10 protein-coding genes are annotated in these 12,092 nt (G+C 60.1%); 4 read left to right on the forward strand and 6 right to left on the reverse strand.

What is annotated here, in order from left to right; all coding sequences use genetic code 11:
* Positions 1 to 90 precede the first annotated feature (90 nt).
* From ACWA1U_RS14695 to ACWA1U_RS14705, 3 genes are all read left to right on the forward strand, one after another.
* Positions 91 to 1,254, forward strand: coding sequence for a phage major capsid protein (locus ACWA1U_RS14695; RefSeq protein ID WP_463722899.1), 1,164 nt, complete (start codon positions 91 to 93; stop codon positions 1,252 to 1,254).
* Positions 1,255 to 1,568: 314 nt separating this feature from the next.
* Complete coding sequence (locus ACWA1U_RS14700; protein WP_463725058.1) at positions 1,569 to 2,279, forward strand: FRG domain-containing protein; 711 nt, start codon at positions 1,569 to 1,571, stop codon at positions 2,277 to 2,279.
* Positions 2,276 to 3,379, forward strand: a complete 1,104-nt coding sequence (locus ACWA1U_RS14705) for a GmrSD restriction endonuclease domain-containing protein (RefSeq protein ID WP_463722900.1) — start codon at positions 2,276 to 2,278, stop codon at positions 3,377 to 3,379. Before ACWA1U_RS14700 ends, ACWA1U_RS14705 begins: the two co-directional genes overlap by 4 nt.
* On the opposite strand, the gene ACWA1U_RS14710 is transcribed toward ACWA1U_RS14705, so the two are convergent.
* Genes ACWA1U_RS14710 through ACWA1U_RS14720 form a run of 3 tightly spaced genes read right to left on the reverse strand, consistent with a single transcriptional unit; the run spans position 3,317 to position 6,398 of the window.
* Positions 3,317 to 4,324, reverse strand: coding sequence for a type II secretion system F family protein (locus ACWA1U_RS14710; RefSeq protein WP_463725059.1), 1,008 nt, complete (start codon positions 4,322 to 4,324; stop codon positions 3,317 to 3,319). The genes ACWA1U_RS14705 and ACWA1U_RS14710 overlap by 63 nt on opposite strands.
* Entirely contained in the window at positions 4,321 to 5,178 is an 858-nt protein-coding gene (locus ACWA1U_RS14715; protein ID WP_463722901.1) for a type II secretion system F family protein, read from the reverse strand. Before ACWA1U_RS14715 ends, ACWA1U_RS14710 begins: the two co-directional genes overlap by 4 nt.
* Positions 5,175 to 6,398: a CpaF family protein gene (locus ACWA1U_RS14720; RefSeq protein ID WP_463722902.1), complete on the reverse strand. Its 1,224-nt coding sequence runs from the start codon at positions 6,396 to 6,398 to the stop codon at positions 5,175 to 5,177. The genes ACWA1U_RS14715 and ACWA1U_RS14720 overlap by 4 nt, the downstream gene beginning before the upstream one ends.
* 246 nt (positions 6,399 to 6,644) lie before the next feature.
* Here ACWA1U_RS14720 and ACWA1U_RS14725 point away from each other — a divergent pair, with 246 nt between their 5' ends.
* A complete protein-coding gene (locus ACWA1U_RS14725) occupies positions 6,645 to 8,426 on the forward strand; it encodes a GH25 family lysozyme (protein ID WP_463722903.1) in 1,782 nt (593 codons plus the stop codon).
* Positions 8,427 to 8,485: 59 nt separating this feature from the next.
* Here the strand turns inward: ACWA1U_RS14725 and ACWA1U_RS14730 are convergent, their stop codons facing one another.
* The 3 genes from ACWA1U_RS14730 to ACWA1U_RS14740 all read right to left on the reverse strand — a co-directional run bounded on the left by ACWA1U_RS14730 (position 8,486) and on the right by ACWA1U_RS14740 (position 12,075).
* A complete protein-coding gene (locus ACWA1U_RS14730) occupies positions 8,486 to 9,811 on the reverse strand; it encodes a polysaccharide biosynthesis protein (protein ID WP_463722904.1) in 1,326 nt (441 codons plus the stop codon).
* 82 nt (positions 9,812 to 9,893) lie between these two features.
* Positions 9,894 to 11,051 carry an aminotransferase class I/II-fold pyridoxal phosphate-dependent enzyme gene (locus ACWA1U_RS14735; protein ID WP_463722905.1) on the reverse strand — a complete coding sequence of 386 codons (1,158 nt, stop codon included), beginning with the start codon at positions 11,049 to 11,051 and terminating at the stop codon, positions 9,894 to 9,896.
* A 25-nt stretch (positions 11,052 to 11,076) separates the two neighbouring features.
* The gene (locus ACWA1U_RS14740) at positions 11,077 to 12,075 is read right to left on the reverse strand and encodes an SDR family NAD(P)-dependent oxidoreductase (RefSeq protein ID WP_463722906.1); all 999 of its coding nucleotides are present in this window, start codon (positions 12,073 to 12,075) and stop codon (positions 11,077 to 11,079) included.
* Between the last annotated feature and the right edge of the window lie 17 nt (positions 12,076 to 12,092).

The raw sequence follows: 12,092 nt of genomic DNA on the forward strand, positions 1-12,092 counted from the left end.
TGGGTGCCCACCGACTCCGCGTCTGTTCCTCATCGCAATTTTCTTCCACAGGCACGCCCATATTCGGCGTTGCCGGAACAGGAACACATCATGAACAGGAAAGAACGCCGTAAGGCACTGATCGCGGAAGCACGCACCATCGGGGAGAAGGCAGAAACCGAGGGGCGGGATCTGACTGACAACGAGATGGTCAGGGTGTCGGCAATCAAGTCCGAAGTGAACACCCTTTCCGCGCAGATCAAGACCGACGACGAGGCGCGTAACGCGCTGAAGATGATCGGCAACGACGACGGCGGGGAGGGTGGCAGCGGTCCCAACACGAAGGCAGTGGCGCCCGGTGGAGGCCCTTCCAGTGCTTCGGCCAAGGCGATCATGGCCGAGGTCCGCGAACGAGCCACAGACGGCAATTTCAAGGCCGTCACCGTGAACGGTGGGAGCGTCACAGTTCCGGTCGGTCAAGGCGTCGGCACGATGGCGCAGTCCAACTACCTCATCAGCCAGTTGGTCCGCATGATCCCTTCGGACGGTGTGGACGGCGATGCCGTTTCCTACCTCCGGCAGGTCGGGCGCACCCTCGCGGCTGCGACGGTGGCTCGTGGCGCGGAGAAGCCGAACTCGTCCCTAGAGTGGGAAGGCGTCAACGACGCCTACGCGACCGTGGCGCACCTTGCCGAGGTCCCGAACCAGTACCTCGAGTCTTTCGCCAAGTTCTCCCAGGTCATCGAGTGGGAAATGCTTTACGGCATGGCGTTGGGCCTGGACGATCTGCTGCTCAACGGTGGCACCGATGAGAACGGCGAGGTCATGGCCGGGATTCTCGGCACCACAGGTGTCAAGAGGACCCCGTTCGCGACGAACAAGCTCCTGACTCTGCGAAGGGCCGTCGGCGCGATCCAGCGCGAAGGCACGCAACCTACGGCGATTGTGCTGCACCCCGACGACTGGGAGGAAATCGAGACGCAGACCATCGTTGACGGTTCCTACCTGCTCGACGGCGTACCAACCAATGCCGGGGAACCACGTCTGTGGAACGTCCCGGTCCAGTTGGCGCCCTCGGTCGGTGTTGGAACGTCCGTTGTCGGCGCGTTCAGCGATCCGAACATCGGTCTGGCGAACCGGGGCGGCATCAAGCTCCAGTGGAACCCGTTCAAGCTCGATCACCTGAACAAGACCGTCCTCCGCGTGGAAGGCCGTTTCGTGCCGGTCATCGCACGGCCGGCATCGTTCGCCGTCGCGAATCTCACGGCAGCTTAAGACCCGGCTCCCGGTCCTGCCGGGAGCCGTGTGTACGGTCAGAACCGTTTGCGGAAACGGTGCGGCGATTCGTTGATGGCGTCGCTTCTCTGACCGGCAGTGATATATGGAAGCCCCGGACGCTATCGTGCCCGGGGCTTCTGTGTACCTCGACACGCACCCGCCACGCGGTAAAGTGCTAGAAGCCTCAGGGATCACTGGGGTGCAGGATTACCTGGGGGTTATGCGTGTCCGTCACAGAATTCGTTGTCACCAGTACGGAAGAACTCGTAGCGGAAGTGCTCCAAGTCGGCCGCGCGACTTCACCCAACAGAGTGCTATGGCATCGGGGCCATAGTCGCGAGACCTATGAACTTGTTCCCAGTCTTTCTCGACAAGTGGGCGATCCAACTGAACTTTTCGCGGCAGAGCGAAAGCTGCTTACGCGTTTCCGACAGCGAAGCCTGCCGTACTGGCCCGCTGGCTATCCGCAGGACGATTGGGAACATTTGTTCGCGATGCAGCATTATGGCATTCCGACGAGGCTCCTGGACTGGTCCGAGAATCTCTTTGTCGCGTTGTACTTTTCCGCGATGACTTCAACAAGCGATTCAGAGGACGGTACAGAAAAAGCAGTGATATGGACGTTGGATCCTGTCGCATGGAACCAGAATTTGAGTCAACTCAAGGACTTCGCTGACGACATCGGGATCCTCAACACCGAGGCTGAGGAGCTCCGCCCGTACGAAGCCGCTCAGCCTGGACTGCCGCGTCGTTATAACGCGCCCGTTGCTATATATGGGACACATAATTCGGCGCGAATTGTCGCGCAACGCGGTACCTTCACAATCGCCGGAAACAGCCTATCTCCGCTCGACTCATTCGCTCCAAATGACGGTACTGAAGTTCTATGGAAATTTGTGCTTGATTATCCGAGAGATCAGATGAGGCGCGATTTAGAAATTCTGGGGTTCGCCGAAAGCATGGTCTTTCCGGATCTCGTCGGACTAAGCAAGGAAATCACAACTTCGGAGGGACTTAAATGAACACTCGGGATAGCCTTGCCAACGAGATACAAAAAGCGCGACGCGACATATCGTCAGACAGCTACCCGATGAGCATCGGAGAGTTGACAAACTTGTATCGAGACGGCGAACTCGTAATCAGGCCAGCTTTCCAACGGCTATTTCGGTGGGGTGCCGAACAAAAATCTAGGCTGATTGAAAGTATCCTTCTCGGGATACCTCTCCCCTCCATCTTCGTGGCGCAAATCGATGACGGCCGCTGGGAGCTCATTGATGGACTCCAGCGAGTATCGACTATCCTCCAACTACAAGGGCTGCTCCCGAAGGAGGAGCACTCTGCCCTGGTCCTGGAGGGCACAAAGTATCTTCCGAATTTAGAAGGTATGACGTGGGACGGTGAAGAGAATAATGCCCTCTCCGATGCCCAGAAACTTGACATCAAGCGTTCAAAACTAGATATCAAAATCATCAAACGTGAATCCCTCGGTGAGACAAAATACGATCTCTTCCAACGGCTGAATAGTTATGGATCACCTCTTACTTCGCAGGAAATGCGCACAGCACTCTTGGTCGGAGTCAATCCGGACTTCGCCCAGTGGCTAGAAGCCTGCGCCCAGAACGCCGATTACCTAAACGCACTGGGACTGCCCGATAAATTGTTGGTGGAAAAGTACGCTGAAGAACTGGTCCTAAGATTTTTCTTCCTTCATGGGAATGAAGACACCACGCAAAATAAGCTTCGGGGGTTCAATCAGCGATTGGACGACTCCGCGATGGGACTGGCAGAGTCGTTCCCCTCCAATAAGGACCATCTCGCCCTTGTCTTCAACGAGACGTTCCGGATCATCTACGACGCGGCAGGTAACAATGCTTTCCGGAAGTTCGATCCAGTTCGGTCGCGATTCTCCGGTGGCTTCCTGAACACCGCTTTTGAGGTAATCGGCATGGGCCTCGGCTACCACGTTGCAAATGGGACCCCGTATAGAAAAGACATCTCGGAAGCTGCTGAAGAACTTTGGGCAAGAGAGGAAATGAACACCCGCTTTGCCACTGGCGTGTCAACCGAGAAGCGCTTGAGCGTCACGCTGCCAATGGGACGCGAGCTTTTGGCTCGCAAGTAACCGCAGCGTAGCCGCTAGATTGTTCGATGACGCGCGGGCATGCTGGCGCTCGGCCCAGAATTGAAGAGATGCCTGATCGATTGTGTTTGGCACCATCATCGCGATCTCCTTGCGCCCGGCCGATTCCATGAGTTCACGCTTTGAAAGATCACGAACATCCTGGGCCTGGGCGCGCAGCACTTCCGCGAGCGGGGTGCCCCTCTCCACTGCAACGCTGATGCCGTCAACGAAGCGGATCAGCGGAGCGAGCTGCGTGCGGTTGGAGAAGTTGTGCAGTGCCTGCATGAATGGTGTTCCCGCACGGGTCTCCGCGAGCACCCGGGAGAACTCCTTCGCCAACTCGCCGTGGCCCGTCCGGCAAATGCGTTCGAGCGCTCCCGTTGCACTCTCGCCCGCGCTCACGGCAAGCGCCATCAGTTCAGCGAGGCTTGGAAACTCGGCCAGGATGCGATTTTCCCGCTTACGGATCTGGGCGCTGAGCAGGTAATCGCGCAGCAGGTACCCGCTTACCGCGGTCCCGAACACAATGAGTACGGCGAGAAGCGGGTTGAAGCTTCCGGACAGGGCGAGCATCACCATGACGGCGGTTGAAGCTGCTAGGCCTGCGCTCGCCCAGATAATCTGCTCTGCACGGAAATCGAGGACCGACTGACTGCGGCCGGCCTGGTCGAGGCGTTTGCTGAGCACTGAAGATGCCGGGCTGAATCGGTTGAGCCAACCGACGGCGTCACGTGCAACAGGACGGACTATCCGTTCCAGTGGGCCGAACGGGGTGACGTTGTGCGCGCTCAGGAGTCTTGAGCTGACGTCCACAGACTTGAGTTGGGGTGCGATTCGCTCAACAAAACGCGTCCTTCGCATGACGGGCAACCGGACGAAAGCGAGCCAGAGCCCGGACCCGAGGCAGGCTCCCACCAAAGTGGCGATCGCAAGGACACCCATCAGCGCAGCACCCGCTCATCTTCGGGAAGTGCTCCGATTCGAAGCATGACCCAATAGCACAGGGCCGAAATCACCAGCCCTGCGCCGAGGACCACCGCGCCGCCGCCCGTGCTGTATGCCTTGACCGCTTCCGGGCGCGTGGACAGAAGCGCGAGCACAACCCAGGGGGCCGCGACAGCCAGGCGTGCTGCGTTGACCGTCCAGGACTGGCGTGCCTCGAGCTCGCTTCGGGTACGCGCGCTGTCGCGGAGGAATTCCGCAAGGGTGCCGAGCAGCCTGCCCAGATCAGTTCCGCCGACCTCCCTTGTCAGGCGAAGTGCTTCGATGATTCTGTCAGCTACCGGGTCAGCCAGACGGTCCTTCAAATTATTGAGTGATTGCTCGAAATGTCCGCCGGCCCTATAGTCACCAGCAAATTCCCTGAAGGCTGGACGAAGCTCCTCGGGACCCTTTGTTCCGAGCTGCATGAGCGCTTCCGGCAGGGACAAACCTGCCCGGATCGCCGAACGGAGGTGATCCACAACGTCTGGCCAAAGCTCCCTGAGGGAGGCTGTTCTCTTGTGTGCGCGCCAGCGGACGATCATGAGCGGCGTTATTCCTCCGAAGACCCCGAAACACACCGCGATCGGCAGAGTACCTGTGAGCACGAGGACAACCAGGAATACGAAGGCGGCGGCCACAATGCTGGCAGCGGCGAGGCCGCCCGAGGAGACCTTCTCGACTCCGGCACGCAGGAGTAGTTCCTCAATTGCCCTGATGCGACGACGGGTGCGGTGTCCAGCGGGCGGCGCGGCCCAGGTTGACCACCAGATGAGGAAGAGACCTGCACCAAGGCTGGCACCCAAAGCCACTGTCATGCCGGACTCAGGAGGTTGGCAACGGTGTACCCGGCGGCTGCGAACTTTTCCTCAGCAGGCATTCCCGACGCAGTGACGCGGAGTTCGCCGTCGTGCCGTTTGAAGACAGTGGAGGTCTCGATGACTCCGTTCTCAACCCGGCATCCGAGAGCCACGATCTCCGTTACGCGCCGTTTCCCGTTGCTATCGCGCTTGCAGTGAACCACAAGGTCTATGCATGAAGCGACCGTTGGTACTACGAAGGCGCTGGAGATGTTCTGCCCAGCCAGCAGTGGCAGTGTGCAGATCTTGGTTACGGCGTCGTGAGCGCTGTTGGCGTGAACGCTGCACATTCCGGGAAGGCCACTGTTTAAGGCGATGAGCATGTCCAGACTTTCGGCCTCGCGAACCTCGCCGACGATGAGGCGGTCGGGGCGCATTCGGAGCGCTTCCTTCACCAGCCGGCGCAGGGGAATTTCGCCGTGTCCTTCAAGATTGGGTTGGCGGCACTGAAGGCCAACCACGTCCCGCAGCGGGAGTTGCAGTTCAAAGATTTCCTCTACGGTGACTACCCGCTCCCTGCTCCCAATGCTCGCTCCCAAGCAATTCAGCAGCGTGGTCTTGCCTGCCTGGGTGGCGCCTGAGACGAGGATATTCAGGCCGCTGACCACTGCCGCGCTCAGGAACCTTGCTGCCTGGGGAGTCAATGACCCTAGCTCCACCAGATGCTCGAGCCGGGTGGCACGGGAGATGAACTTTCGGATATTCACTGCCCAGTGTCGGCGGGTGACATCCGGTATGACTACGTGCAGCCGGGAGCCATCGGGAAGCGAGGCATCGACGAAAGGGGACGACAGGTCAAGCCGGCGCCCTGAGGTCTTCAGCATCTTCTCGACTACATCGCGAACCTGCTGGTCGGTGAGCGTGAGGGAGGTAAGTTCCGATTCACCGGCCCGTGCAACGTAAATTTCTGAAGGAGAGTTGATCCAGATTTCTTCGATGTCCGGATCGTCCAGAAGCGGTTGCAACGCACCGTAGCCTGCGACAGCATCAAAGACGAAGCGGCGGGCTTGCTCGAGCTGACCGAGCGGAGGGAGAGCACCTACGAGAGACCGCTCGTCGTAGTCGTTGACTGCGGCTTCGACGAGACGGCGCACCTCAGCACTCTGCTGGGCCGGGTCTATCCCCCGCCGTCGGATGAGTTCGCGAACCTCATCCTCGACAATGCGCACTGCATCCATAGTTTTCCCCAAGGATTAGGCGCAGGAGTAATCACCGGCGCCCGAGACTGTAAGACTGAAACTGCTATTGGCTGCCTAAATCGTAAGCGAAACCGTGAAGCAGGCAGAAGCCGGACGAAGCACCTGTGGACAACATGACCTCAGATTGTCACTTCTGCCCCTCTGTTCACATCTGTAACACCTAGGTAGCCTAAGAAGACAGACCTCGCTCCACAGCAGGGCTTGCACTGATCTGGAGAATTCGCCGTGACGCCTTCCTTCGCCCCAAACACCACCGTGTTCACCTCACTGACCCTGCTCGCGCTCCTTGCGGGCTCGACGACGGCCGTCGCCACTGAGCCGACGGCACCGTCGACGAGCGCCTCTCCCGCACCCAGCGAACCTGCGCCATCTGCCAGTGCTGAGCCGCTTCCTAGCGACACCGACGCAACCGTGCCCCCGAGCGAGGCACCTGTTCGCACCGCGCCTCCGTTGCAGGATAGCGAGACCTCCATTGATGAAGCGCTCACCCCCCAGGACTACATCAGCGACCCTGCTTTACTCGCGGAGCTGATCGGCAGGAACGGTGCGGAGATGGGTCAGGGACTGGAGCGGTTGAAAGTCACCGGCGATCCTCAAGTCGCGTCGCCGGATGAATTCCTTCAGTCACCTCCTGGAGCGGGAGCAGCGCCCGACGCCGCGCCCCTTGCTGAGGCAGCTCCGGCGGCGACCAACTACTGGAAGCCTTCATCCGGCGTGCTGGGTGTGGATGTCAGTAGCCACCAGGGACAGAACGTGAACTGGAATGGAGCCTGGAACTACGGATCGCGCTTCGCCTACGTCAAAGCCACTGAAGCTCTCTCATACAAGAACCCCTACTTCGGTACGCAATACTCCGGATCCTATAACCAGGGAATGATTCGCGGCGCCTACCACTTCGCCATACCGAGCGTATCCAGCGGAGCAGCCCAGGCCAACTACTTTGTAGCGAACGGTGGAGGTTGGTCAGCAGACGGCAAGACTTTGCCGCCGCTTCTGGACGTCGAGTACAACCCATACCCGGAGCTGGGCAACACGTGTTACAACATGAGCGCCTCGCAAATGGTCAACTGGATGCGTGACTTCTCCAACCGGATGGTGACGCTCACCGGCCGCAAGCCCATGATCTACACGACCACGGACTGGTGGAGCCGCTGCACAGGGAACAGCAGCGCATTCGGCGATCACGCCCTGCACGTCGCTTCCTACAACAACGTAGGGGCAGGGCAACTCCCTTCCAGCTGGAGCTACTACAGCGTCTGGCAATACACCAGTTCCGGACCGGTAATCGGTGACTGGAACCAGTGGAATGGCTCGCTCTCGTCGCTGCAGGCCTTCGCCCGAGGGTCCAACACCGGCTCTGGAGGTGCAATCAATCAGGCCTGGCTGCGTTCGGGTGGGTACAACGGCCCTCTGGGAGCACCGAAATCTTCGGGTGACATCTGCAACCTGCACGGCGGAGGGTGCTACCAATCCTTCACCGGCGGCAACATCTACTGGACGGCGGCTACGGGTGCGCATCCCGTCACCGGCGCCTACTGGAAAGCCTGGGGAGAAGCCGGCTGGCAAATGAAGATCGGCTACCCCACAGCCGGTGTCCGCTGCGGCCTCCACAACGGCGGCTGCTACCAATCCTTCACCGGCGGCAACGTCTACTCCCACCCCTCCGGAGGCACACACGCAGTCACCGGCGCCTACTGGAAAGCCTGGGGAGAAGCTGGCTGGCAAATAGGAACACTAGGTTATCCGAAGAGTCCCGAGCGTTGTGGTTTGCCTGACAACGGCTGCCAACAGGACTTCGTTGGCGGCCAGATCTACTACACGCAGGAATCCGGTAGCAACGCTGTGACCGAGCCTTATCTCGCGTCCTGGCAGCAAGCAGGTTTCCAGGGTGGCGCCTTGGGCTACCCATTGGACCCCGCGGTAGCTTCCCTCGGCTACAAACGTGTCGAATTCCAAGGTGGCTGGCTCGTGTATGCGGCCTCCGGCGTAAAGGTGGAGTACAAGTAGCGACATCCCGGACCAGCGGCACCGACCGTTGCTATCTGATTCGCCTGCCTCCGGACGGGTCAGGAGTTCGACGCTGTAAGCATCCCCCGGCGCCAAGCAATCAGCAGTGCAAGTCCACCAAGGACAGCCACCGCGACACACGTCAGGACGCCCGCAACCAGATCTCTGGGCAGCAGTAACAGCACGAGAACGTAAATGGCCCCCAATGCCAAGCAGACAAGATACCGGCGGACTGGCCAGCCTCCCGGTGCACCTGCCCTGACAATCACCCAGTACACGATTCCAAGAATTGAGAAGGAGCCAGCATTCACTGCGGCCAAAAGAACCAGATTGCCGCCCGACGCCGGTAGAAACGCCAACGCGACACTCACCACGAGAACGACGGGAGTTACGATCGCGAGCACGCTTGTGCGCTTGTCTGAGAACAACAGGGTCGTGGTGTTGAGGTACAGCACGTAACCGAACGCAGCAAGAGGCATGACCTGAGCCACGGGGATGAGGTCAGACCGCCCGTCCGCGAGGACGTGGGTCAGGACGTTGGCCCCCCCTGAAGCGAGGATCACTACACCTAGTGCTGCATAACTGGCTACGGACATGGTCTCGCGTACACGCCGCGGACGCTCTTCACGGGTCGCCGACATGATGCGCGGAACCCAGGCGTTGTTGAGGGCTCCCAGTAACGTGATAGTACCGAGAATGAAGACCTGCACTTTTCCGTAGTCACCCGATTGGACCGTGCCCACGAGGAAAGCGAGCAGGAACACCGCTCCTTGTGTCAGAAGCATCAAGGCACCTGTATGGGGTAACACCGGAAGCCCAATTGCGAAGCCCTCCCGAACGGCGCCCGGCGCGGCACCAGGCAGTGCGGGTGGCGCGGTGCGCAGGGCTACCACCGCAGTCAGGGCCACTGCGATCGTGAACCCCGCGAGATAGACCCACGCCAACGGCTGAAACAGCCAGATCGCGGCGAGGCCGCAGAAATGCGCTCCGACCGACGAACCGATGCTCAGGCAGACAAACGCGACGGGACGCTCCTGCGCGCGCAGGATGGCCTGGGATGCCAACACCGTCGCGAGGATTCCCATCGCAAGAAGAGCACATATGAAAGCTATCGGAACGGGGGCATGACTGATGGTTTGAACAACCCACAGCGCCAACGCCGCCGTCAATCCCAGGCAGATTCCTGCGATGCTCAGAAAACCGCTGATCGACCGAGCGCGGGAAGGACCGTCACCGCCGTCGAACCATGCACGGGTGATCGCAAGCGGCAGTCCGGCAGCAGCAAGAACCACTCCAACCTGCACAACGGAGACTGCCAGGATGAGTTCGCCCCACTGCCGATCGTCGTTCAGCACGCGGATGGCAAATGGTTGGACGAAAACCACCCCCAGCCCTTGAAGCAAAGCTCCGATCAGGTAGAGAGCAGCATTTCGATGATGACCTGCGGCTTCCTGAACCCCGCCCGCTTTACTCACCGCGCAACGCGAGCCATTCCATAACCCTGTCGATCACTCGCTGCTGGTCCGCGTCGCTAAGTTCGGTGGAGCACGGCAACGAGAGTCCCCTGGTGAACAGGTCCTCGCCCACTTGCCCGCCCAGGACGGTTTCGCCGTTGAGGGGCGGCTGCATGTGAAGGGGGCGCCACAGGGGCCGCGATTCGATGTCGACAGCTGTCAGAAAATCCTGCAGTTCATCCCTGACATCGGTTCCAGGGGTCCGTGCGGGCACGAGAATGGAGTACAACCAGTACGTCGACTCCTCACCGGCCAACACCGGCGGGCAGGTGATGGGCGTGCCAGCGAAAGCATCGTTGTACCGTGCTGCTATCAGGCGCTTCTTGGCGACAAACTCGTCCATTCTGCTCAACTGCGCCACGCCAAGGGCAGCGGCGACGTTGGTCAGCCGGTAATTGAAGCCGATTTCATCATGGAGGTACCCGCGTTCAGGAAGACGCGCCTGGGTGGAAAGGTGCTTTGCCCGAGTTGCCAATTCTTCGTTGTCGGTGACGAACATGCCACCGCCACCGGTCGTCATGATCTTGTTCCCATTGAAGGAGAACGCGCCCATCTGCCCCACGGTGCCAACGTGGCGACCCGCGAGCGGCCCCTGAGACCAGGTGGCGCCTAAGGCTTCGGCAGCGTCTTCGATCAGAACAATGCCGAATTCGTCCGCGATGTCGCGTGCCCGCCTAGCGTCTCCGGGTTGACCGAGAATATGGACCAGTTCGATCGCTTTCGGCATCTTGGTCCCGCTGGCGCGGCGCGCCGAAAGTTCGGTCTCCAGCAGGTCGAGATCCATGCACCAGGAGTTCGGTTCGGAGTCAACCAGCAGCAGGTCAGCAAACTGATAGGAGGCCGCGTTCGACGACGCCATGAAGGTGAAGTCCGAAACCACCACCACATCACCCGGGCCTACCCCAGCGAGGCGCATGGCGATGTGAAGGGCTGCTGTTCCCGACGAACAGGCAACCGCGTGCGCCGCCCCCACATAGTCCGCGAACTGTCGCTCAAACTCGGAAACGAAGGCACCTACTGAGGACACGAATCCACTTCGCATCGCCTCGGCGACCAACTCTGCTTCTTTCTCGCCGATGTTCGGCACGGAAAGGGGGACTCGTGTAGACAACTTCGGGCCTTTCAGTTCAGGAAGATCAGCGCGCGTAGCGGGAAGCATCTTTGGCGTTTACGCCGCGAGACTGGATCCATTCGGCACTCTGGCGTAATCCATCCTTCAGATCTACCTGTGGTGCCCATCCCAACTCCGCCAGCGCCTGCGAAGGGTCAGAGAGCAGTCGCATCACTTCGCTTGCCTCCGGACGCACCCGAATCTCCTCCGTAACAATTTCCGCCGTCGAGCCGGTGACTTCGCGGGCGATCTCGACGAGTTCGCCGATGGTCACGTCATAGCCCGTGCCTAACTGAATGACCTGTCCCTCGAGAGGGATATCGGCAGTTGCCGCACGAAGGAACCCGTCCGCCGTATCTGCCACGTAGGTGAAGTCGCGGCGAGGGCTCAAGGACCCAAGGTGGATCTGCTCCGCACCAGCAATCATCTGCTGGAGGATCGTGGGAATCACCGCGCGTGCGGATTGACGTGGCCCGTAGGTGTTGAAGGGGCGAAGCACGACCACGGGCGTTTCGAACGAACTCGCCCACGCCTCACACAACTTGTCAGCCGCAATTTTTGTCGCGCTGTACGGCGACTGTCCCCGCAATTCGTTGTTCACGGTAATGGGAACAGTACTGGGGGTTCCGTACACCTCGCTCGTGGAAGTATTGACGAGGCGAGGCACACCGTGGCGCCGGACCGCTTCCAGCACGTTGAGCGTCCCGGTGATGTTCGTGTCGACATAGGAGCGCGGAGCCTGGTAGGAAAACGGAATCGCGATCAGGGCGGCGAGATGCAGTACGACGTCGGCGCCCTTCACCAGGTCCGAGACGAACTCTGAATCCCTCACGTCCCCCAGGACGAGATCCACCGAGTCCCGCTCCTCCTCGGACAAGTCGTCAAGCCAGCCATATGAACCATTTGAGTTATAGATGCACAGGGCGCGCACGTTCGCCCCAGCCGCGATGAGGCGCTGGGTGACGTGACTGCCAATAAAGCCGTCAGCCCCAGTCACAACCACGGATTTCTGCTTTAGGTTCACGTCGAATTCCTTATCTG

Source organism: Arthrobacter sp. TRD_SC_6, from assembly GCF_055361185.1.

What these genes read in the sequence shown, in the direction of transcription:
- ACWA1U_RS14695 (WP_463722899.1), top strand. Translation starts at nt 91, where the DNA reads ATGAACAGGAAAGAACGCCGTAAGGCACTGATCGCGGAAGCACGCACC.
- ACWA1U_RS14705 (WP_463722900.1), top strand. Translation starts at nt 2,276, where the DNA reads ATGAACACTCGGGATAGCCTTGCCAACGAGATACAAAAAGCGCGACGC.
- ACWA1U_RS14715 (WP_463722901.1), bottom strand. Translation starts at nt 5,178, where the DNA reads ATGACAGTGGCTTTGGGTGCCAGCCTTGGTGCAGGTCTCTTCCTCATC.
- ACWA1U_RS14720 (WP_463722902.1), bottom strand. Translation starts at nt 6,398, where the DNA reads ATGGATGCAGTGCGCATTGTCGAGGATGAGGTTCGCGAACTCATCCGA.